Origin of the sequence: Paenibacillus agri (genome assembly GCF_013359945.1) — a bacterium.
In the GTDB taxonomy this organism is placed as follows: Bacteria; Bacillota; Bacilli; order Paenibacillales; family Paenibacillaceae; genus Paenibacillus_AQ; species Paenibacillus_AQ agri.
In genome coordinates, this window is record NZ_JABWCS010000192.1 from 1 (window position 1) to 21717 (window position 21717).

Below are 21717 nucleotides of genomic sequence, written 5' to 3' on the forward strand. Positions count from 1 at the left end.
CATCAACTTGGCTTTGACGAAGTCAAAGCTATCTTCGTAAGCATCAACTTGGCTTTGACGAAGTCAAAGCTATCTTCGTAAGCATCAACTTGGCTTTGACGAAGTCAAAGCTATCTTCGTATGCATCAACTTGGCTTTGACGAAGTCAAAGCTATCTTCGTATGCATCAACTTTGAGCTTTGACGAAGTCAAAGCTCAATATCACTGAAATCATTCTATTAACAAGAGCTCTGCCAGCGTTGCCCAAGCAAGCGGAAGAGCCTTATAATCAAGGTTTAGCTGGTCGCAAAACCTTTCTTGAATTTCTCAATGGCTTCTTTCAATGCAGTCTCGTTATCCGCAGTCAAATCCTTCGTATCGGTGATAGACTTGAAGATCTCAGGAGCGCTGCTATCTACGAATGCCAGGAATTCTTTCTCGAAACGTCTAACGTCTTTGACAGGAATATCATCCAAATGACCTTTAACAGCCGTGTACAAGCTAACTACTTGATACTCAACGGACAACGGTTGGTTAACACCCTGTTTCAGAATTTCCATCATACGGGCACCGCGGTTCAGACGGGCTTGTGTAGATTTATCGAGGTCGGAGCCGAACTGGGAGAATGCTTGAAGCTCACGGTATTGAGCCAAGTCCAGACGGAGCGAGCCCGCAACCTTCTTCATAGCCTTAATCTGTGCGGATCCCCCTACACGGGATACGGAGATACCGACGTTGATCGCAGGACGTTGGCCGGCGTTGAACAGGTCGGATTCCAGGAAGATTTGGCCGTCAGTGATCGAGATTACGTTCGTAGGAATGTAAGCCGATACGTCAGAAGCCTGTGTTTCGATAAACGGCAAAGCGGTTAATGAACCACCACCAAGCTCATCGCTAAGCTTCGCTGCACGTTCCAGAAGACGGGAGTGCAAGTAGAATACGTCACCTGGGAAAGCTTCACGGCCCGGTGGACGACGGAGCAGCAAGGACAACTCGCGGTATGCGGAAGCTTGCTTGGAAAGGTCATCGTAGATAACCAGTACGTGCTCGCCTTTGTACATGAAGTACTCACCCATTGCGCAGCCTGCGTACGGAGCGATAAAGAGCAATGGAGACGGCTCAGATGCCGATGCAGTTACAACGATGGTATATTCGAGCGCACCATGGCGGCGGAGAGTTTCCACTACCTGTGCTACTGTGGATTGCTTTTGTCCAATGGCAACATAGATACATTTCATACCGTTGCCTTTTTGGTTGATGATAGCATCGATTGCGATTGCGGTTTTACCGGTTTGACGGTCACCGATGATGAGCTCACGTTGTCCGCGGCCGATCGGCACCATCGCATCAATCGCCTTCAGACCTGTTTGCATCGGCTCATGAACCGATTTACGGTCGATAACGCCTGGTGCATTGTTTTCTACAGGACGGAATTCAGTGGTTGCAATTGGTCCTTTGCCATCCAGCGGCTGTCCAAGCGCGTTCACGACACGGCCCAGCAGGGCTTCGCCAACAGGAACCTGCATAATGCGGCCCGTACGCTTCACTTGATCGCCTTCACGAATTTCCGTATACTCACCCAGGATAACAACACCGACGTTGCTTTCTTCCAGGTTGAGTGCCATGCCTACTACACCGTTGGAGAACTCCAGCAATTCGCCTGCCATCGCGTTTTCCAGACCGTAGACACGGGCGATACCGTCGCCGACTTGAATGACGGTGCCAATTTCGGCAACTTCGATATCGGTTTTATATTGCTCAATTTGACTTTTGATCAAAGTGCTGATCTCTTCAGGTCTGATGCCCAATATCCTCACCCCTATCTTCTATGCTTATCGTTAAAAGATTTCTCGAGACGTTCCAGCTTGCCCGACAAGCTGCCATCATACAGCGTGTCGCCGATAACAACCTTCAGTCCGCCGAGCACACTCTCATCAACCACGTTCTTCACACGGATCGTGCGGTTCACCAGTTGACCGAATTCGGCTGCTACCGCTGTCTTCTCATCTTCGCTAAGCGAATAAGCCGAGTATACAGTGGCATCTCCGATTCCGAGAGCGTCTCCTTCGATTTTGATATATGTTTCCAGCAGATCGGCAAAAATGTCGGTTCTGCCCCGAGATACAAGCAGTTCTACCGTGTTCAACACAGTCGGGGAAAGCTTGTCTTCAAGCACAGAACGCAGCACTTTCAGTTTGTCGGATTGCGAGATGCGCGGAGCCAGGATGAAGCGTTTCACTTCATGATCGTTATGAAGAACTTCGACTACCGTCTTGAGCTCCTCTTCAACCTGAAGCGTAATTCCTTTCTCTACCGCAGCGCTATACAGCGCTTTGGCATAGCGTCCCGCAACTACCGTATCGCGGCTCATGATCTGCCTCCTACCTCTTTGAGGTATTGATCAACAAGCTGCTCCTGTTCGCCGCTCGCGCTTACTTCTTTCTTGATCAGCTTGGAAGCAATCCGAACGGATGCTGTACCAATCTCGCTGCGAAGCTCTTCGACAGCTTTGTTCTTCTCGTTCTCGATATCCCGGACAGCCTCGTCCTTGATGCGAGAAGCTTCGGATTTGGCTTGCTCCAGAATCTTGTCCATTTGTTGATTGCTGGTGATCTGAGATTGCTGGATGATGTTCTGAGCTTCCTGGCGTGCATTGTTCAAAGCCTGCTTTTGCTCCTCCACATACGCGACCGCCTGCTCTCTGGTCTTCGCCGCCTCGTCCATTTGCTGCATTACCAGCTCACGGCGTTTCTCCATGATCCCAAACAATTTACTGAATGCAAACTTGCTGAGTAGGAAATACAGAAGCGCAAATGCGACAATTGAAAAAACGATATTTGTCCAAACGATATCCACTGAGGTCACTCCCTTCCATTACCGCGTCTTGCGGACGTATACAAAAGTAAGGCGCGGATGGCACCTTGCCCTCCCCGCCAAACCGTAGGTACGGTTTATTAAGAAAACATGATCAGGAATGCAATAACTGTTGCGGCCAAAGGAATAACCTCGACGATACCTACACCGATAAACATTGTTGTTTGCAGGGCGTTACGAGCTTCTGGTTGACGAGCGATGGATTCTACCGTTCTACTAACGATCATACCGTTACCAAGACCTGCGCCCAGTGCGCCCAAACCAACTGCGATTGCTGCTGCTAAAAATTCCATTTGTAAATATCCTCCTTTAATTTCGGTTCAAATTGTGTTTAATGATATAACATATCTCCCGCGAAGGTACTATCGGCGGCTGCCGTTTGTCTTCACGACAGCTCATTAATGTGCTTCTTCTTCGTGAATCGTCATCTGCGCGATATAGACCATCGTCAGAATCGTAAAGATAAACGCCTGCAGTGCGCCGACGAATATACTGAAGCCCTGCCAAACGGCCAGGAACGGTATACTGAGAATTCCAAGCTTCAGAATGACAGTGATCAGAACTTCACCTGCGAAGATATTCGCGTAAAGCCGGATTGCCAAAGCGATAGGCTTGGCCAAGTTCTCAATAATGTTGAGCGGCAGGAAAATCGGAAACGGCTCAATATAGTGCTTGAAATAATGCTTGCCGTTGAGCTTAATGCCCAGGTAGTTCATCAGTACAAACACGATAAGTGCTAGCCCCGCAGTGACATTGATATCCGCTGTCGGCGATTTGTACCACAGGATCTCAACGTGGTCGCCATGTGCAAGGTTCTTCGTAGCTTCAATCACATGTCCGAATACTGTAACCGGCTCATGCGCCATAGTCACGACTGAGAACGGCAGTCCGAGCAAGTTGGATACGAAGATGAACAGGATTAACGTCAGCCCTAAAGATATGTAAGGCTTCCCTTTCTTCAGATCCATTGCACTTCCAATGACCCCCTGCACAAACTCCACAACCCATTCCATAAAGTTCTGTAGCTTGGAAGGATTCTCAACGGACAGGTTGCGAACTGACAGCATAACCAGAACAAATACCACTGTACAGCTGATCAGCAGCATCAGCACTACGGACAAGTCTATCGGAATTCCGCCTAGCATGATTTTCGGCATAGCATGCATAGCATCCCCCCCTTTCTCTTTAATCTGGTTACATTTTTTTCTTGATGCTCAGATATATTCCCGCAGGAATAGCGAGAAGCTGGGGAATGAAAAGGCCGGCTATGGTTGCTTCCAGCGAGAAATGCTCGATTTTGACCGAGAACATGGTGACCAAAATGGCGAAGCAAATCCGTGTGACAAAACCGAGGCTGAAGGCATTCCCTTCCTTGTTCGCAATACTCTGCGTTACCCGTCTGACCTTAACGGCCAGGTATCGGAAATTTACCAATCCCGCCACCAGCCCCAGAGCCATGCCCAGAGTAATAGTCCGGGTCTCGTGATGAAGCGCCCATCCCATTACCAGTCCTGCCATAAGGACAAGGGTCACTCTGGTGACAGTATTGATCATGGGAGTCATATTATCCATTCTGCTCCCCCAAAAATTTTTTGATTAACAGGACCACATTCACAATCCCCAAAATCATACCGGTGATCGTGCCTATAGCCAGCCAATAATTGTGACCGTCCATCAGGTCTCTCAGCCATTTGGCGAGAAAGAAACCTATAATAATGTAAGCGGCTAACAAAGTGCCTGCACTTCCAATGACAAGAGCAGTACGTCCAAGGCTTTCCCTGTCTTTTTCCTGTTTCATGGCTACAATCCCAACTAATTTTACTGAATTCCCAGACTCTTTGTCAATTCATTGAACATTGCCCAAAAACCCTTGAAAACATGAAAATAATCACAGCAAAACGTTCCAAAACCATATAAACCGTACAGTTTCACTGTATGTTGATTTCAATTCATTCAGAATATTAGTTTTAATGATTTTATTTATTTTTTGTGAACATTCTGTGAAACTCTTCCGGACGCTCCTCAACCACTCCAAAATGATGCAAAATCGCATTGACAATCCTCTCGGATGCCTTGCCGTCTCCATATGGATTTGCGGCCTGACTCATGGATTGATAGAGCTCCTGATCAGTTAACAGAGCATGTGTCCGTTGATACACCTTCTCTTCGTCCGTCCCCACAAGCTCCAGTGTTCCGGCTTCGATCCCTTCCGGGCGTTCCGTAGTGTCACGCAGCACTAGCACAGGTACTCCGAATGAAGGAGCTTCCTCTTGCAGGCCGCCGGAATCGGTCAAAATCAAGTGGGTATGCGGATAAAAATTATGCAGGTCTACGACATCCAGTGGATCAATCAGCTTGATTCTCGGGTGTCCGCCGAGGATCTCATGCGCCGGTTCCTTGACTGCCGGACTCGGGTGCACGGGATACACAATGACTACATCTTCGAATTCATCAGCGATTCTTTTGACAGCACGGAAAATATGACGGTGCGGTTCGCCTTGCGATTCCCTGCGGTGCGCCGTCATCAAAATAAGTCTTTTTCCTGACGCAAAATCAAGTACAGGATGCCGGTAGTCCGGCTGTACGGTATATTGAAACACATCAGTAACCGTATTGCCTGTGATATAAATACTTGATTCTTTTTTATTCTCGTGTCTCAAGTTGTCTGCTGACTTGTCTGTTGGAGCAAAGTGCAAATCGGCCAACACACCGGTCAACTGACGATTCATCTCTTCGGGATAAGGGGAAAGTTTGTTCCAGGTCCGAAGTCCTGCTTCCACATGCCCGACTTGAATTTGCTGCAGGAATGAAGCATAGCTGGCCAGGAATGTAGTCAGCGTGTCACCGTGTACCAGCACCAGATCAGGCTTGGCCTCACGAAGCACCGGCTCCAATCCTTCCAGTACCCGAATGGTAATCTCGTTCAGGGTCTGGCGGTCTTTCATAACATCCAGATCATAGTCCGGTGTAATCTTAAACACCTCAAGCACCTGATCCAGCAACTCGCGGTGCTGGGCCGTCACACAGACGATAGATTCGATATGTTCGGGATGTCTCCCCAGCTCAAGAACCAGGGGTGCCATCTTGATCGCCTCGGGGCGCACTCCGAAAATCGTCATCACTTTAATTTTGGACATATCCCCTACCCACTTTCTCCATAGTTGCAATTCTTCCTAAACAAGCTTCCGTTATAGTATTCGTGATTACTTTGTTCCGTACAGGCGGTCACCTGCATCACCAAGTCCAGGGATGATGTATCCATGCTCATTCAGATGGTCGTCCAAAGCTGCCACATAGATGTCTACATCCGGGTGAGCTTCATGTACAGCAGCAACACCTTCCGGTGCAGCAATCAGGTTCATCATCTTAATCTGGGTACAGCCACGGTTCTTCAGTGAAGTAATGGCAGCAATGGCGGAACCGCCGGTAGCCAGCATTGGATCAATGACAATCAGTTCGCGTTCCTGTACATCTGTAGGAAGCTTAACGTAGTACTCAACAGGCTGTAGTGTATCCGGGTCGCGGAACAGGCCAACATGACCTACCTTAGCCGCAGGCAGCAGCTTCAGTACGCCTTCCAACATACCAAGTCCGGCACGAAGGATAGGAACCAGTCCCAGCATTCTTCCGGAGATCACCTTACTTTGTGTCTCAGCAACCGGCGTCTGCACGGTTATCGTTTCCAGCGGAATATCGCGCGTAATCTCGTAAGCCATCAATGTGGCAACTTCATCAACGTGTTCTCTGAACTCCTTAGTGTTAGTCCGCACGTCGCGGATAAATGTCAGTTTGTGTTGAATCAAAGGATGATCGCAAATCACCAATTTTCCCATTAACTTGTCCCTCCGGTAATTATAAAGTCTTTAGTCTCAAGCCCTAGTAAGCGCTTTGCACCTGTTCAGTGGCTAAATCTCATCTATTATATCATCACCGCCGCCGCTTTTCACCCTACGACAGAAACTGCAACTATACTCTTCGAAAAAAGTCGATCCTCACATTATTATCCAACTGTGGATCTAAAAACTCATCCCAGGTCTGTCACAGCCTGATGAAAACGTGGTTTAGTCTGCACATTTTCAGATTTTTCATACTTTTCACAATTTCATCACGCTTTTTATTGAAAATTCCATGAACTTTCATGATTGATTTCATTAAATTTCAAACCATAACCATTCTTCTAAATGTGAACATTATGCAACAAAAAAACCTCCGTAGAGCCGGAAGCCCGGCCCACGGAGGCAGAAAAACAGCACGAATACTGAAATTATAGAGATTAGTATTTCAACTCAGGGTACAGCGGATATTGATCTGTCAGCTCAGCCACTTGGCGACCAGCTTCAGTCAAGACCGCTTCATCCTTCGGATTCTTAAGCACATTCGCAATGATGCGGCCAATAACACTCATCGCCTTCTCATCCATGCCACGGGAAGTAACTGCAGGTGTACCCAAACGGATACCGCTAGTTACAAATGGGCTGGTAGGATCGAACGGAATGGCGTTCTTGTTCACGGTAATACCAATGGAATCCAGCACTTTTTCAGCTTCTTTACCGGTAACGCCCAGGTTACGGGTATCAATCAGCATCAAGTGGTTGTCTGTTCCACCAGAAATAATGTTAATGCCTTCACCAAGCAACGTCTCGGACAATACCTTAGCATTCTTGATTACATTCTCTGCATAAGTCTTAAACGATGGCTGCAACGCTTCACCAAAAGCAACGGCCTTGGAAGCAATCACATGCATCAGTGGTCCACCTTGTGTACCTGGGAATACAGCTTTATCAATCGCAGCAGCCCAAGGTTGCTTACAGATGATCAAGCCACCGCGTGGTCCGCGCAGCGTTTTGTGTGTTGTAGTTGTTACAAAGTGAGCATGTGGCACTGGGTTCGGGTGCAGACCTGCAGCAACCAGACCTGCGATGTGGGCCATATCTACCATGAACAGTGCGCCAACATCATTAGCAATAGCAGCAAGTTTTTCAAAATCAATGGTACGCGGATAAGCACTCGCACCAGCTACGATCAATTTAGGACGGTGTTTGAAGGCTGCCTTGCGCACTTCATCATAATCAATAAGGAAAGTATCCTCTTGCACACCATAAGCCACGAAGTTATAAAGCAAGCCGGAAGCATTAACCGGGCTACCGTGCGTCAAGTGACCACCATGAGCCAGGTTCATACCAAGTACAGTGTCGCCAGGTTTCAGGGCTGCCAAATAAACGGCCATGTTTGCTTGTGCGCCAGAGTGTGGCTGCACGTTGACATGCTCTGCGCCAAACAGTTGCTTAGCACGGTCGCGCGCCAGATCTTCGACGATGTCTACATCTTCACAACCACCATAAAAACGCTTGCCCGGGTAGCCTTCAGCATATTTGTTGGTAAGCACCGAACCCATAGCTTCAATAACGGCTTCGCTGACGATATTCTCAGAGGCAATAAGCTCAATGTTCGCGCGCTGACGTTTCAGCTCCAATCCCATCGCTTCCAGTACTGCCGGGTCACTCTTACGCAATTGTTCCATGTTCTTAGTTCCTCCCTGGTATTGTGTTTATGTTGTATTTAATGAAAACCATTAAGTTATTCGCAGAGCCGGGCTCCGCTTTGTTCCTGTGTCCGGTAGACTGCACGCTCGCCGCCGATCAAAGCAGGCCTGCTCCATGCAGCGTTCACTCTGGCTTCTCCAATATAACGCAGGCTAGGACGAAAAGGCACGGCCACACGTCTTAAATGCATACCGATCAGCGTCTCTCCGATATCAATGCCAGCATGAGCCTGTACGGTTTCTGCCAGCACAGGGTCTTTCATGGAGCGGTAGGCAGCAGCAGCCATAGAACCTCCTGCACCGGGAATCGGCACAGCTGCAACCTCCTGCAACCCTAACCCATCCAGCAAAGAGCGTTCCATCACCAAGGCGCGATTCAAATGCTCACAGCATTGATACACCGGATGGAATCCGAGTTCATCAGCGACCTGAGTAATGCCTTCAAGCAGTTGCTCTGCCACAGCCAGCGCTCCACCAGTCCCGATTCGGGCACCGGCCACTTCACTGGTGCTGACTCCTACGACAAGAATTTTGCCGGGACCCAGCTTCCCTGCTGCTGCAAGCTCTCGAACTACAGTAGCCGTAGCCTCAGACAGTAAGATTGCACTGTCAGATGGGGAATCTTCTTTCCCGCCAGTTCCTGCCGGGATAGTCGCGCGTTCTTCCCAAGACTTCTGCTTCAACACTTCATCCATTGCTCTACCTCCTAAAATGTTATGATGTAACTCTCATCATCACCACTTTCGCTGCAGGGACAGATACGGCTGTACCTCTCCAGGAGGCGAAAGTTCAAAACTTTCGGAGGCTGGCAGATACTCTTGATTACGCTATACATCACCCATATCTGTAAGTAAGAAATATAAGGATAGGTATCTAACAGTCAGATAATTCCAAATATTTCAAACAAAAAAGAGCAGTCCGCAGGTAGCTGCGGATTTGCTCTTTTGCCCAGGCGACCGGCCGTTTATTCCGATGCTCCATCGTGGTTTGATCCACAGTTGTCGCCAGTTACACCGGAACCGATATTTCTTACATCTTAAAGCAAAGAGAGCCGAAAATCAACCATCTTTACAAACGCCGTGCTGACTCCAGCTTATCCAGCAGGCTATACAGCGCCTTGCGGATCTCAGCAGCTGTCAGCTCATAATCATCACGGGTGCCGCCAAAGGGATCGGAGATGTCAAAGCTCGGAATGCGTTGCCGAATCTCGATGATCCGCTGCAGTGCAGCCGCATCCGGTTCTCCTCCAAGAGCAATACTCATTTCTGCTTCGGCGTAGAGACTATCCAGCTCCTGGATATCTTCAGCGACCTCCGCTTCATCATGTACATATTCTTTGAGCGTATATGTCTTCGCCACGGCATCCGGGAAAAATTGTAGCAAATGCCGCTTGTGACTGCCTGTCAGTGTTAGCACAAGATCCGCCCAGGCCACCTGTTGACCTGTAAGCTGTGAGGATTGAATTGAATCATGAACGCCTTCATCGCGCAGAATCGCCGCGGTATGTCTGGATATAGATGTGCCTGAAATGGCGGATACCCCTGCAGACCGCACCTCCAGCTCCATTCCGCGCTCCTTCGCGTACTTCCGCAGAAGCCCTTCTGCCATGGGACTGCGGCATGTATTGCCGGTGCAGACGAATAAAATATGCAGCATGTTTATCCACCTCCCATAAAATATTTAAATTCATCCCGCCATAGTTTGGTCTGCACAACTTACTTGACTGTACAGGAACTATGGACAGAAACGCATAATTGAAATAGAACAATCCCGGTGCCGTTATTGTATCAGAAGATGAACAGCAAGCCAAACCCCAGCAGGATCGCCCCGCCAATCGCCTCGCCGTAAGACCCAAGCCCACGACTGACGTGGCGCCCTAGCAGCAAACCTGTAATCGACATCAGCCCTCCGCAGACACCAAAAGCTAGTATCGTCAGCAGAATACTGTCCACGAACATCCCTAAAGATACGCCTACCGAAAAAGAATCTACACTGACACTGAGCGATATCAATAGCATCCCCCAGAAGGTGCGATGATCCCATACTCTCGGACTGCCGTCGCCCGAGTGAAAGGAATTGAAGATCATATGCCCGCCCAGAAGGAGCAGCAATCCTCCGGCAACATAGGTGGTAACCTGTCCCAATAAATGCCCGACGTAGCTCCCTGTCACCAGACCGAGCAGAGGCATGAGCACATGAAAAAAGGCAATCAGCAGGCTGAGCTGCAGAATATGCAGCAGACGAATACCTTTCATCCCGATCCCTACTCCAAGGGAGAAAGCATCCATTCCCAGCGCAATTGCCATAATAGCAATCGTTACAACCTGTCCCCAACCGGCATATACCTCTCCTAAGCCCATGGTCATACCCCCAAAGTCGCAAATATCTTGTACAACCACAATATGCGGACAAGAAGGTAAACATGACTATAGGGAAAAGGGGGTGTACCTGCGGGAGATTATCGGGCCGCGATAACCGTTCCGCCGGCGGCTTTCATGAGCCGGTTCATAATGGCAGCGCCGAGGCCGGTCTCCGGACAAGCCTCGGCCAGAATGTAGGTCGCTCCCGCTTCATCAAAGCGCCGCAGCGCGGCATATAGGGAGCGGGCCCCTTCCTCCGGCGAGTGAATCGAGCCGAGAGACACCACGCAGGCAGCAGGAGAGGCGGGATAGAGCGCGGCATGCTCCTCGAAGAGGAGCAGCCCCGTAATCCCGCCGTCACGCTGCGCCGCCTGCAGCAGCTCTGCCGCAGTCTTCGCCACGGCTTGCGGCGAAGACCCGCGCACAACGCCGAGCCAGCCGCGCGGCGCGTAGTGCGTGTACTTCATGCCCGGCGCTCGCGGAGCCGGGCCAGTGTCTTCGCCCGCGCTGTCGCCAGCGGGCGAACCGGCAGCTGAGGCCGCAGGCGAAGCTGCGGTCTCGGCTGCATGGGCGGGCGCGGTATCCACAGCGCCCGCGCCGGCCACCGCCGCCAGCTGCTCGGCGGTAATTCCGCCGGGCCGCAGCACGGCCACCGTGCCGTCCGGCAGGACCTGCACCACCGTCGACTCCAGTCCGACGCCGGCGGCACCGCCATCGACGACCGCGTCGATGAACCCGTTCAAGTCTTCCATAACATGTGAAGCCAGTGTCGGACTCGGCCGGCCCGAACGATTGGCACTGGGCGCGGCTACCGGACAGCCGGCTTCACGCAGCAGTGAAAGTGCCACCGGATGATCGGGAATGCGAACGCCAACGGTATCCAGACCCGCTGTCACCCTTGGAGACAGCACGCCAGTCCGGACAGGAAGCACGAGCGTTAGCGGACCAGGCCAGAAGGCTTCCATCAGCGCCGCCGCTGTCGGATGAATCTCGTCAACCAATTCATCCAGCACCTTCTGATCCGCGATATGAACAATGAGCGGATTGTCGGACGGACGTCCTTTTGCGGCGAACACCGCTTCTACCGCCATTGTATTCCGGGCATCAGCCCCGAGACCGTACACAGTTTCCGTAGGAAACGCTACGGTTCCGCCCTCCCGTAGAAGGGCTGCCGCTGTGGTAATCGCGGCGTGATCTTCTTCTTTTTCCATAAGCGAAGCCCCTGCCGTCTCATCCAACAGATGAAGCTTCCAGTACTTAGTGTTCTCTATATTTCCTGTCTGCCGCGGAAGGGCAAACTTGGTCTCGATGTTCTTTTCCACACATATCACAAGCTTTCCAAAGAGTAGAGTATGATTACAAGCAGAGCATTTTCGTATAAACAGGCAAAGTCACGCCGTTTCTGAATATTTTAAAAAACGACCCCACCCTGTGGAGCCGCGACATTCAGCTTTTTAAAATACTACCATATCACCCCTCAGGACCACAATCCGCTAACCCAGTTCCACAGGTTTTGCAGCAGTTCCCAAACGAAGAATTTCACCTCAGGCGTTTTTCCGGACTCCGCACTTTGATCTGTAGTCACTCCGTCTCCTTGTGCAGCCATTTCACCTTGGGCTTTGGTAACGGACTTGCCTTCCGAACCGGCAGCAGATACGGTCTTTACCTTGGCAGCAGCAGGCGCTGCGGCATCGCCGGACCCGGCATCTATGAAGCAGAGCGGCGGAAACAGGACACACCACCAGTTTTGACCCTTGCCTGCGCCCAGCGTAACCCGTAGAGCTTCATAATCACCAGCTGGATACACCTTGCCCCCGTACATTTTGGTAGGGAACGGAACCACGCCGAGCTCCACATTATACGTATAATCGATGCCCCGCTGCTCCAGTTCTTGGCCCACTAAAGCGTTCAGCTCCGGCAGATGCCGCCGAATTAAGGCCCGGGCTTGTTCCAGACTTTGCGGGTCCTCAAGACCAGACACCCATTGGTTCATTTGAGCCACCACAGCATCACGGATTTGACGTTTAATAAGCTGATCCTGGGTCCCGTCCGAGTTAGCCAGAATCCGCAGCCGGATCGACTCCGTAGGAATAGATGATTCAGCTACAGCCGCATCGGTTTTCTGTCCTTCCCACATCATGAGGATCACCATAAAAAAACAAATTAAAATGGCAGTATACTTAAAGGTAATACGCAGTGAATCCCCTCTGTGTCCTTGATTACTATTCATATCGGCCGCCCCTCTCTCTTAACCTCTCATATTCGTCAGTATGTCCAAGAGAGAGAGAGTCCAAACCTAGTAATCTATTAAATTATACCTTTAACATTCGCGGATTGGCCGAGCCAGCCGAAGGAACAGGGAAGTCGGGCTCAGCCTCGCCTCCGTGCAAATGTACACTCATTACAATGCCCATCGCAGCCATGTTGATAAGCACTGAAGTTCCGCCATAACTGATGAAAGGGAGTGTAATCCCGGTGAGCGGCATCAATCCGATGAACGCCCCGATATTTTCAAGAATCTGATACAGCAGCATAGCTGCAACGCCAATAATGAGGAATGTACCACTTCGTTCCCGGCATTCCAGTGAGATAACTATCATTCGGTGGATAAGGATAAAAAAGAGCAGCAGTACAAACGCAGAACCCAAGAAACCGAATTCTTCAGCGATCTGCACAAAGATAGCATCCGAATATGTGTATGGAACCCTCCCGGCTTGTACGGAGTCCCCGTTCATATATCCTTCCCCTCCCATACCGCCGGAGGCGATAGCAATTTTAGCATTCTTGGTATGATAGCTTGCATCTGCTGTGGCCAAATCCGGGACAAGCCAAGGATCTAGACGTGCAATCAGATGCTTTCGTCCAATCGTCTCCCCGAGAAAATGAACGGCTTGATCATGATAGTGAATATAACTCAGCGCAAGACCCGCCCCGGTAACGACAATCAGGAGCAGGCCAATCAGCGCATGTCTGAATTTAATGTTTCCGATCCATACCAGACCGAGCATAATCACAATATAACTCAGTGCATTTCCCAGATCATTCTGCACAAGCACTAATACAAAAGGAAGCAGCGTCAGTAGGCCAATTGGCATGACCCCTCTCCAGAAAGTCAGAACAGCCCCTTGCTTGCGCAACAGGAATGAGGCCAGGAACAAAATCAGTACGAGCTTAAAAAGCTCGGCGGGCTGCAGCGTTAGATTGCCCAGCTTCAACCAGCCCTGCGCCCCGTTTTGTTCTTTGCCGATAAAAATGACCAGCACCAATAGTCCAAGACCCAAGGCATAAATGTATTTTCCATAGCGGATGAACAATTTGTAGTCCACAAAGGCAAGCACGAAAAAAGCTATAAACCCTAAGAGATCATACTTGAGCATCTGGAGGTGAAAACCGTCCAGTTTCAAGGGACTAATCCTCCCGACTGTAACGCTGTATATAGAAAATATACTAATACTCATCAGCAAAATCAGTACAACAACAATCACAGGGTCCACTCTCTTCAATTTCTCCAGCATGGTTCAGTCTGCTCCTTATCCTGGTTCATTTTCAGCACTTATTTAGCTATGTCGTTCTATGACCAACTTACTTCCAATGAAGAACTTGCTATCCACGGAGAACTTACTATCCATGGAGAACTCACTACTATCCACGAAAAACTTGCTATCCACTTTAAGTCAGCTGTTGTCACTATAGTGAATGCTCGGACCACCGATCGCGTTGGCCCCATATTTTCTTTTATAAACTACTTCTATTCTTTTAAAAGCTCCGCAACCCCTGTCAGATCATTTGCCTTCATGCGAATGATCCACCTAATGACTTCCGAATTGTAATTAGCGGCAATTCTGTACCTTAAATCGTCTGTATCTACCGGTTGAGGGAAATTAAGTGCAATATTGTACCTTAAATCTTCCAGAATACCCTGTCCAGCGTGCTTTTTCGAAAAATAAGATACAAAAATGTCCTTATTCCCCTCATTTGCCTATATTAAAGAAAAATAAGGTACAAAAATGCTCTTAGTTGGGGAGATACACTATTTTTCACCGTTAAGAACGGTAGCTCGTATATTTATTGTAAATGATCCCTATAAATCATACAAATTTATACATCACTCTTAAATGCACCGCCCCCGCCCATAAAGCAAAAAAAACCGCCGGGCACTATCTTTTCAGACAGTTCCGGCGGTTTGCAGATGTAATGATGATATGGAGTTATGCCTGCTTCGCAGGGGCTTGATAGGAATTGCCCGGATTAGGCAAATCCTCTTCTAATTCTTGGCCGTGCAAACGCACACTCATGACCAGACCGATGCTCGCCATGTTGATGAGCAGGGAGGTTCCCCCAAAGCTGATGAACGGCAGTGTAATTCCCGTTAACGGCATCAGGCCGATGAAGGCCCCTATGTTCTCAAAGATTTGATAGAGCATCATCGCGACAATGCCGACGATCAGGAATGGCCCTCCCCTATCCCTGCTTTCCAGGGCAATCAATATCATTCGGTGGATCAGGATAAAGTACAGTAACAATACCAGCGCGGAACCCACGAATCCAAATTCCTCGGCAATCTGCACGAAGATAGAGTCGGAATAGGTGTATGGTACACGATCCGTCTGTACGGAACTCCCTTTCATGTATCCTTCACCACTCATCCCGCCGGAAGCAATAGCCAGTTTGGCATTTTTCGTATGATAACTCGCTTTAGGCGTTGCCTTGTCAGGCACAAGCCATGGATCAAAACGTTCAATCCAGTGGGAACGGCCAATATCTGTAAGGAATACCTTGATATCGTCATGATAATGGATGTAGCTCATAATTCCGGCAATTGCCGAACTTGCAATAACAATTAACCCGATCAAAGCATGTGTGAACTTGATATTCCCGATCCACAGCATCCCGAGCAGAATGACAAGATAAGCCAAGGCATTACCCAAGTCATTTTGCGTCATAACAATCAAGAAAGGAACTAATGTAAGCAAAGTCAGCGGTACGACATCACGCCAGAACAATAATTTGTTCTTTTTCTTTCGGACAAGTACAGCCGCCAAAAATAGAATGAGTACGAGCTTGAACAACTCAGCAGGCTGAAGGCTCATGCCGCCTGGCAGCGACAGCCACCCCTGCGCATTATTCTTGGTCTCGCCCATGAAGCTAACAAGCACTAGCAAGCCGATACCGCCCAAGTACACGTATAAGGCATACTTCACTAATATCCTATAATCGAGAAAAGTGATTCCGGCCAGCGCAATAAAGCCGATCACATAATACTTCAGCATTTGGATATGGTGCCCGTCAAGCTTCTCTCTCCCATGGGTGACACTGTATATGGCTGAAATGCTGACGCACATCAAAATTAACAGAACGACTATGATGACGCCATCGATTTTTTTAATTTTCTGAAGCATGTTCTGCCTCCTTGCTCTCTGCTGGCTTTCGGGTACTCATCATGTACAGAACAGCCGCCATTGTCTATTGTAAGGGACGGCTCAGTAAAAATACAAATCCTTTGCAGCCAGCGGCCCCCATTGTACCTATAACAACGGTTCTCGATCTATCTGCTTAGTCCAAGCACATGACGGGGAATCCCGGCGAGATCATCTACGGTGATGATCTCGTTCCAGTGACCCGCAGCTTTCAGGAGCGCAGCCACCTGCTCTGCCTGGCCGAAGCCAAGCTCGAAGCCAATCAGGCGCGGCGGAGCCGGGAGCAGCGGGAGCTGCTCCATCATGCGGCGGTACGGGTCCAGCCCGTCCACGCCGCCGTCGAGCGCCGTGCGCGGCTCATGGTCGCGCACCTCGCGCTGCAGCCCGGCGATATCACCGCCGGGAATATACGGCGGGTTGGAGACGAGAATATCCGTCTCCATCCCCGCGAACGGCTCGAGCAGGTCGCCGAGCCGCAGGTCCACGGCCGCGCCGTGCCGCTGCGCGTTGCGCCCGGCCACGGCCAGTGCCGCCGGCGAGATGTCGCCGGCGCAGACCACCCACGCCGGCGCTTCCGCCGCCAGCGTGACAGAGATCGCTCCGCTGCCGGCGCCGATATCGACGGCGGTCAGCGGCCGTGCGGCGCCTGTGGCAGGGGCGCCGCCTGCTCGCGCGGCTCCATCTGCCGCGCTGCCCTGCTGCGCCGCTGTGCCCGGCGCAGCAGCCGGCCATAGCTCACCGGCGTACCGCAGGATCGCCTCCACGAGCAGTTCCGTCTCCGGCCGGGGAATCAGCACATCCGGGGTCACCTCGAAAGCCCGGCCGTAAAATTCCTGCTCACCGATGATATACTGCACCGGCTCACCAGATGCACGGCGGGTAACCCCGGCCTCCCAAGCTTCCCGGACATCCGCTGGAAAAGCATCCGCCAGCGCCATGTAATACGCCGCGCCAGACAAGCCCAGCACATGCTCCAGCAGGAGCTGGGCACTGCGCTGCGGCTCGTTGCAGCCGCTGCGGCTCAAAAAAGAAGAAGCCTCCGCAAAGGCTTCCCGGATGCTTTGCACGCGAGGCATGACATATACGTCGTGTTTCAAAGCATTATTCTCCTTTTTCCATCAATTCTGTCTGTTCTGCCAGCGACAATGCCGAGATGATGTCCGTGATCTCCCCGTTCATCACTTGCTCCAGACGGTGCAGTGTCAAGCCGATCCGGTGATCCGTCACCCGGCTTTGCGGGAAGTTATACGTACGAATCCGCTCACTGCGGTCACCAGTGCCGACTTTGCTTCTACGCTCTCCGGCATACTTCGCTTCTTCCTCTTGGCGTTTCATGTCAGAGATACGAGCCCGGAGGACCTGCAATGCTTTCTCCTTATTGGAGTTCTGCGATTTACCGTCCTGACAGGTAGCCACGATACCAGTAGGCACGTGAGTTACACGAACTGCAGACTTCGTTGTATTAACGGACTGACCGCCCGCTCCACTGGAACAGAAGGTATCCACACGAATGTCCTTGTCATGAATTTCAATTTCAAAATCCTCAGCTTCCGGCATTACAGCTACCGTCGAAGTAGAAGTATGAATACGTCCGCCGGATTCTGTGGTTGGAATACGTTGTACGCGGTGTGCACCACTTTCGTATTTCATTTTGCTATAAGCACCCCGGCCGTTAATCAGGAAGATAACTTCCTTGAATCCGCCAAGGTCATTCGCACTAACATCCATCAGTTCGATACGCCAGCCTTGTGCATCAGCATAACGCGTGTACATCCGGTAAAGATCAGATGCAAACAAAGCCGCTTCATCTCCGCCGGCAGCGCCGCGGATTTCCACGATTACGTTCTTATCATCATTAGGGTCTTTAGGCAGCAGCAGAATGCGGATTTTCTCCTCCAGATCAGTCTGACGCGAGGACAGGTCGTCGATTTCCATCTTGACCATTTCTTTCATTTCATCGTCCAGCTTCTCAGCCTGCATCATTCTGGCGGCTTCCAGCTCTTCCACTACATTTTTATATTCAGCATAAGCCTCGTAAGCGGGCTGCAGATCAGATTGTTCTTTGGAATAATCCCTCAGTTTCTTACTGTCGTTTGCAACATCCGGATCACAAAGCAGTTCACTGAGTTTCTCATAGCGGTCCGCCAAGGATTGCAATCGGTCCAACAAGGGAATTCACCTCTCCTGATTCAAAGTTCAATATCTTTCAAGCGTAATAAATGTCGATTAATCAAAGATGATACACGACTTTATATTATACCACCGTTCCTCGCAATTGGCTACACTTCACTTCGCTGAGAATCGGCATGTTAACAGGATATTTTCTATATAAAAAGGGGACAGCCAGGAAAAACACGATCTCCAAGCTGTCCTTTATTATAAATAGGCCTCTGCTTCCTTATACATTGAAGCGGAAGTGCATCACGTCGCCGTCTTGCACCAGATATTCCTTACCTTCCAGACGAAGCTGTCCGCGTTCCTTGGCACCGTTCATCGATCCCGCTGCTACCAGATCGTTATAAGCAACGACTTCCGCACGGATGAACCCGCGCTCAAAGTCGGTATGGATAACACCCGCTGCTCCTGGCGCTTTGGTTCCTTTACGGATGGTCCAGGCGCGAACTTCCTGAACGCCTGCCGTGAAGTACGTGTACAGCCCCAGCAAACGGTAAGCGGCTTTGATCAGACGGTTTAGTCCGGATTCTTCCAGACCCAGCTCCTCCAGGAACATTGCCTTGTCCTCACCTTCCAGCTCGGCAATCTCTGCTTCCACCTTGGCACTGATCGGCACAACTTCCGCATTCTCGGAAGCAGCAAAATCACGCACCTGCTGCACGTATGGATTGCTGTCCGCGCTCGCCACTTCCTCTTCGCTGACATTGGCCGCATATAATACCGGCTTCTGTGTCAACAGGTGAAGGTCGCGAATAATCAGACGCTCGTCATCAGTCAATTCTACACTGCGGACAGGCTTATCGTTATACAGGGCTTCCTTGATACGCTCCAGAAGTTCAACCTCCTGTGCATATTTCTTGTCTCCACCCTTAATGTTCTTGCGGGAACGCTCAATCCGCTTATCCACGCTCTCCAAATCGGCAAGAATCAGCTCCAGATTAATCGTCTGAATATCGCTGATCGGGTTCACCTTTCCATCGACATGCGTTACGTTCTCATCTTCGAAACAACGCACAACATGCACAATTGCATCCACTTCACGGATGTGAGCCAGAAACTTGTTGCCAAGCCCTTCGCCTTTACTCGCACCGCGCACGAGGCCTGCAATATCCACAAATTCAAACGCGGTTGGAACCGTTTTGTTCGGCTGAACCAGCTCAGTCAGCTTGTCCAGACGCTCATCCGGGACTTCCACCACGCCAACGTTAGGGTCAATGGTACAGAACGGGTAGTTTGCGGATTCTGCACCCGCTTGTGTGATAGCATTAAACAATGTGGATTTCCCTACGTTGGGAAGCCCGACGATCCCTGCTTTCAAAGCCATTTATATGACAACTCCTATTTTCAGTTGATTTTGGAACAGATCACCGATAAGTCGTACGATCTAAACCATTATATATTAGAACAAATAGTCCAGCAACACTGATCTCGCCGGAACAGGTGTCTGTACATTTAGCGGGAAGCCGCAAGCTCCAAGACTTTCTTAATCACAGGTTGGTCAAGTAACGGTTTAGAAGTATCCGGGTCGACCTCCATATCCGGGGTAGTCTTCACTTCTCCGCTAATTTAAAGATATATCTCACACTTACATTCCTTCTCTCTCCAACGCAAAAAAGACCTCTCCCGAGGTCTTCTCTGATCAGCATAACACATCATGCTTCATTTATGGATTGGCCGCGTAATTATGAACGGTCCTCTTCTAACTTCAGTTCTTTGGACATGGAGATGTCCGTAATGATGTATCCCATCTTCTTGTACAGTTCAAACGCCCGAGTATTCTGGCCGAACACATGCAGACCGATCTTGGTGACTCCCATCTTGCTTGCTTCTTCATCCAGTGCCTGCATAGTCAGTTTGCCGTAGCCTTTGCCCTGATAGGGCTCAAAAATGTAAATATCATAGATGAAGGCTTCCCGCCCGCCGCGACCTTCGGTCACATTGAACCAGATATACCCGATTGACTCCTCAACGTCCTCATGCACTACCGAATAAAGATACGCACCTTCTGTATGTAGTCCGCTTGGCAGAAAGCGGGTTATCGCTTCCTGTGACAGCTTAAGGGCATTATCCGGGTCCCAAGCTCCTGATTTCACCTTCTCAGCAGCATATTCCCTGGTGGATTGGCTTAAAAAGAATTGAAAGGTCGACTCGTCCATTTGAAGAAGTTTGATCATATCATTATTCCTTCCCAAAATCAGTATTCTTGGTCACAGCCTATTTTCTCAGCAAGCGGGGTGTACTTCGTAGCGTGTTTAGATCAGGTGCGCCAATACCGAACATTGCAGTGCACAGCTCCAGCTCCACCTGAGCCAGTGCATTGTCCAGCGCGGTCTCCGACTCTACAGCAGGGCCAAGCAGGTTGCGGCCAAAGCCCGCTAGATCAGCGCCCAGTGCCAGCGCCTTGGCTGCATCCACACCGTGCCTTAGTCCACCGCTGCCAATCAAAGCTCCTTGGGGAGCGGCAGCCCGGACATCGGCGATACTTTCAGCCGTAGGAATGCCCCAATCGGCAAAAGCTTCCGCCGCGGCCCGCCGCACAGGATCGATGCTACGGAACTTCTCGACCTGACTCCAGGAGGTTCCGCCAGCTCCCGCCACATCGATGAAGGCCGCCCCGGCATTGTACAACCGGACTGCGGTCTCGCCATCGATGCCCCAGCCCACCTCTTTGATGCCAACCGGTACCCCAAGTTCCCGGCAGAGCCTCTCAATCTTCGGCAGCAGCCCAGCGAATCCGGTGTTCCCTTCCGGCTGGAATACCTCCTGAAGGCCGTTCAAGTGCAATACCAGCCAATCTGCTCCGGCAATCTCCACGGCCCGCCGGCATTCATCCACACCAAACCCGTACGATAACTGCACAGCTCCAATATTAGCAATGACCGGAATGCCAGGCGCCTTGTCCCGTACACGGAAGGTCGACGCCAGCTCGGAACGTTCCACAGCGGCCCGGACTGATCCTACGCCAAGGCACCAGCCACGCCGCTCGGCCGCTTCGGCCAGCCGGTCATTGATGGCGCCGGTAGCAGCGCTGCCCCCGGTCATGGAGCTGATCAGCAGCGGGGTGCGCAGCTTTTTGCCCAGAAATACAGTGTCCAGAGAAATGTCTTCAAAATTAAGCTCGGGAAGGGCATTATGCCGGAAGCGGTAATCATCAAAACCTGTCGTAATTCCATTCCCTCCGACCTCTTCATTGAGGCAAAGGCGTACATGTTCGATTTTACGTTCTCCTGTTGTGGATGACGGCAGCAAAGACTCAGAGGCCAGAGCATTTAATGTCTGCGGCTCTCTTGATCGGTTGTCACCTGACCTGCCATCCCTCCCGGTCGGCATATTCTGTGGTGTATGATTCATTCGGTCTTCCTCCGTTCCC

At 50.5% G+C, this 21717-nt stretch carries 22 protein-coding genes and 1 riboswitch; all 22 genes read right to left on the reverse strand.

All coding sequences use genetic code 11. The features are described from left to right. Window positions 1–275 precede the first annotated feature (275 nt). The 22 genes from atpA to fni all read right to left on the reverse strand — a co-directional run bounded on the left by atpA (window position 276) and on the right by fni (window position 21698). A complete protein-coding gene (gene atpA, locus HPT30_RS05135; protein ID WP_175370372.1) occupies window positions 276–1787 on the reverse strand; it encodes a F0F1 ATP synthase subunit alpha in 1512 nt (503 codons plus the stop codon). 11 nt (window positions 1788–1798) lie between these two features. Beyond that, window positions 1799–2350, reverse strand: a complete 552-nt coding sequence (locus tag HPT30_RS05140; protein ID WP_175370373.1) for a F0F1 ATP synthase subunit delta — start codon at window positions 2348–2350, stop codon at window positions 1799–1801. Beyond that, window positions 2347–2835, reverse strand: a complete 489-nt coding sequence (atpF, locus tag HPT30_RS05145) for a F0F1 ATP synthase subunit B (RefSeq protein ID WP_066379081.1) — start codon at window positions 2833–2835, stop codon at window positions 2347–2349. Before atpF ends, HPT30_RS05140 begins: the two co-directional genes overlap by 4 nt. Before the next feature lie 98 nt (window positions 2836–2933). Then, window positions 2934–3146 carry a F0F1 ATP synthase subunit C gene (atpE, locus tag HPT30_RS05150; RefSeq protein WP_039877624.1) on the reverse strand — a complete coding sequence of 71 codons (213 nt, stop codon included), beginning with the start codon at window positions 3144–3146 and terminating at the stop codon, window positions 2934–2936. Between the two features lie 105 nt (window positions 3147–3251). After that, window positions 3252–4019, reverse strand: a complete 768-nt coding sequence (gene atpB / locus HPT30_RS05155) for a F0F1 ATP synthase subunit A (protein ID WP_175370374.1) — start codon at window positions 4017–4019, stop codon at window positions 3252–3254. A gap of 28 nt (window positions 4020–4047) precedes the next feature. After that, a complete protein-coding gene (locus HPT30_RS05160) occupies window positions 4048–4425 on the reverse strand; it encodes an ATP synthase subunit I (protein ID WP_066379087.1) in 378 nt (125 codons plus the stop codon). Then, window positions 4418–4651: an AtpZ/AtpI family protein gene (locus tag HPT30_RS05165; RefSeq protein ID WP_066379089.1), complete on the reverse strand. Its 234-nt coding sequence runs from the start codon at window positions 4649–4651 to the stop codon at window positions 4418–4420. The genes HPT30_RS05160 and HPT30_RS05165 overlap by 8 nt, the downstream gene beginning before the upstream one ends. A 178-nt stretch (window positions 4652–4829) precedes the next feature. Continuing rightward, complete coding sequence (gene wecB, locus HPT30_RS05170) at window positions 4830–5990, reverse strand: non-hydrolyzing UDP-N-acetylglucosamine 2-epimerase (protein WP_175370375.1); 1161 nt, start codon at window positions 5988–5990, stop codon at window positions 4830–4832. 66 nt (window positions 5991–6056) lie between these two features. Continuing rightward, on the reverse strand, window positions 6057–6686 hold the full coding sequence (upp, locus tag HPT30_RS05175) for a uracil phosphoribosyltransferase (protein ID WP_066379093.1): 630 nt from the start codon (window positions 6684–6686) through the stop codon (window positions 6057–6059). A 440-nt stretch (window positions 6687–7126) separates the two neighbouring features. Further along, on the reverse strand, window positions 7127–8374 hold the full coding sequence (gene glyA, locus HPT30_RS05180) for a serine hydroxymethyltransferase (protein WP_175370376.1): 1248 nt from the start codon (window positions 8372–8374) through the stop codon (window positions 7127–7129). Window positions 8375–8430: 56 nt separating this feature from the next. Further along, the gene (locus tag HPT30_RS05185; RefSeq protein WP_175370377.1) at window positions 8431–9090 is read right to left on the reverse strand and encodes a TIGR01440 family protein; all 660 of its coding nucleotides are present in this window, start codon (window positions 9088–9090) and stop codon (window positions 8431–8433) included. Window positions 9091–9334: 244 nt separating this feature from the next. Further along, window positions 9335–9417, reverse strand: a riboswitch (ZMP/ZTP riboswitch). A gap of 46 nt (window positions 9418–9463) precedes the next feature. After that, on the reverse strand, window positions 9464–10051 hold the full coding sequence (locus HPT30_RS05190; protein ID WP_175370378.1) for a low molecular weight protein arginine phosphatase: 588 nt from the start codon (window positions 10049–10051) through the stop codon (window positions 9464–9466). Between the two features lie 131 nt (window positions 10052–10182). Then, entirely contained in the window at window positions 10183–10755 is a 573-nt protein-coding gene (locus HPT30_RS05195; protein ID WP_175370379.1) for a manganese efflux pump MntP, read from the reverse strand. A gap of 98 nt (window positions 10756–10853) precedes the next feature. After that, entirely contained in the window at window positions 10854–12077 is a 1224-nt protein-coding gene (locus HPT30_RS05200) for an L-threonylcarbamoyladenylate synthase (protein WP_312876296.1), read from the reverse strand. Window positions 12078–12232: 155 nt separating this feature from the next. Continuing rightward, window positions 12233–12985: a stage II sporulation protein R gene (spoIIR, locus tag HPT30_RS05205; protein WP_175370380.1), complete on the reverse strand. Its 753-nt coding sequence runs from the start codon at window positions 12983–12985 to the stop codon at window positions 12233–12235. Between the two features lie 82 nt (window positions 12986–13067). Beyond that, entirely contained in the window at window positions 13068–14270 is a 1203-nt protein-coding gene (locus HPT30_RS05210; RefSeq protein WP_175370381.1) for an FtsW/RodA/SpoVE family cell cycle protein, read from the reverse strand. 693 nt (window positions 14271–14963) lie between these two features. Further along, entirely contained in the window at window positions 14964–16154 is a 1191-nt protein-coding gene (locus tag HPT30_RS05215; protein WP_175370382.1) for an FtsW/RodA/SpoVE family cell cycle protein, read from the reverse strand. Window positions 16155–16300: 146 nt separating this feature from the next. Then, a complete protein-coding gene (prmC, locus tag HPT30_RS05220) occupies window positions 16301–17248 on the reverse strand; it encodes a peptide chain release factor N(5)-glutamine methyltransferase (RefSeq protein ID WP_175370415.1) in 948 nt (315 codons plus the stop codon). A 25-nt stretch (window positions 17249–17273) separates the two neighbouring features. Beyond that, the gene (prfA, locus tag HPT30_RS05225) at window positions 17274–18341 is read right to left on the reverse strand and encodes a peptide chain release factor 1 (protein ID WP_175370383.1); all 1068 of its coding nucleotides are present in this window, start codon (window positions 18339–18341) and stop codon (window positions 17274–17276) included. A 229-nt stretch (window positions 18342–18570) separates the two neighbouring features. Next, window positions 18571–19671, reverse strand: a complete 1101-nt coding sequence (gene ychF / locus HPT30_RS05230; protein ID WP_175370384.1) for a redox-regulated ATPase YchF — start codon at window positions 19669–19671, stop codon at window positions 18571–18573. A gap of 358 nt (window positions 19672–20029) precedes the next feature. Beyond that, window positions 20030–20521: a GNAT family N-acetyltransferase gene (locus HPT30_RS05235; protein WP_246316935.1), complete on the reverse strand. Its 492-nt coding sequence runs from the start codon at window positions 20519–20521 to the stop codon at window positions 20030–20032. A gap of 40 nt (window positions 20522–20561) precedes the next feature. Further along, on the reverse strand, window positions 20562–21698 hold the full coding sequence (gene fni, locus HPT30_RS05240) for a type 2 isopentenyl-diphosphate Delta-isomerase (RefSeq protein ID WP_246316936.1): 1137 nt from the start codon (window positions 21696–21698) through the stop codon (window positions 20562–20564). Between the last annotated feature and the right edge of the window lie 19 nt (window positions 21699–21717).

What these genes read in the sequence shown, in the direction of transcription:
- fni (WP_246316936.1), bottom strand. Translation starts at nt 21,698, where the DNA reads ATGAATCATACACCACAGAATATGCCGACCGGGAGGGATGGCAGGTCA.
- prmC (WP_175370415.1), bottom strand. Translation starts at nt 17,248, where the DNA reads ATGCCTCGCGTGCAAAGCATCCGGGAAGCCTTTGCGGAGGCTTCTTCT.
- upp (WP_066379093.1), bottom strand. Translation starts at nt 6,686, where the DNA reads ATGGGAAAATTGGTGATTTGCGATCATCCTTTGATTCAACACAAACTG.
- HPT30_RS05140 (WP_175370373.1), bottom strand. Translation starts at nt 2,350, where the DNA reads ATGAGCCGCGATACGGTAGTTGCGGGACGCTATGCCAAAGCGCTGTAT.
- wecB (WP_175370375.1), bottom strand. Translation starts at nt 5,990, where the DNA reads ATGTCCAAAATTAAAGTGATGACGATTTTCGGAGTGCGCCCCGAGGCG.
- atpB (WP_175370374.1), bottom strand. Translation starts at nt 4,019, where the DNA reads ATGCATGCTATGCCGAAAATCATGCTAGGCGGAATTCCGATAGACTTG.
- HPT30_RS05160 (WP_066379087.1), bottom strand. Translation starts at nt 4,425, where the DNA reads ATGGATAATATGACTCCCATGATCAATACTGTCACCAGAGTGACCCTT.
- HPT30_RS05165 (WP_066379089.1), bottom strand. Translation starts at nt 4,651, where the DNA reads ATGAAACAGGAAAAAGACAGGGAAAGCCTTGGACGTACTGCTCTTGTC.
- HPT30_RS05215 (WP_175370382.1), bottom strand. Translation starts at nt 16,154, where the DNA reads ATGCTTCAGAAAATTAAAAAAATCGATGGCGTCATCATAGTCGTTCTG.
- atpE (WP_039877624.1), bottom strand. Translation starts at nt 3,146, where the DNA reads ATGGAATTTTTAGCAGCAGCAATCGCAGTTGGTTTGGGCGCACTGGGC.
- ychF (WP_175370384.1), bottom strand. Translation starts at nt 19,671, where the DNA reads ATGGCTTTGAAAGCAGGGATCGTCGGGCTTCCCAACGTAGGGAAATCC.
- HPT30_RS05185 (WP_175370377.1), bottom strand. Translation starts at nt 9,090, where the DNA reads ATGGATGAAGTGTTGAAGCAGAAGTCTTGGGAAGAACGCGCGACTATC.
- HPT30_RS05210 (WP_175370381.1), bottom strand. Translation starts at nt 14,270, where the DNA reads ATGCTGGAGAAATTGAAGAGAGTGGACCCTGTGATTGTTGTTGTACTG.
- spoIIR (WP_175370380.1), bottom strand. Translation starts at nt 12,985, where the DNA reads ATGAATAGTAATCAAGGACACAGAGGGGATTCACTGCGTATTACCTTT.
- HPT30_RS05190 (WP_175370378.1), bottom strand. Translation starts at nt 10,051, where the DNA reads ATGCTGCATATTTTATTCGTCTGCACCGGCAATACATGCCGCAGTCCC.
- HPT30_RS05195 (WP_175370379.1), bottom strand. Translation starts at nt 10,755, where the DNA reads ATGGGCTTAGGAGAGGTATATGCCGGTTGGGGACAGGTTGTAACGATT.
- HPT30_RS05235 (WP_246316935.1), bottom strand. Translation starts at nt 20,521, where the DNA reads ATGATCAAACTTCTTCAAATGGACGAGTCGACCTTTCAATTCTTTTTA.
- glyA (WP_175370376.1), bottom strand. Translation starts at nt 8,374, where the DNA reads ATGGAACAATTGCGTAAGAGTGACCCGGCAGTACTGGAAGCGATGGGA.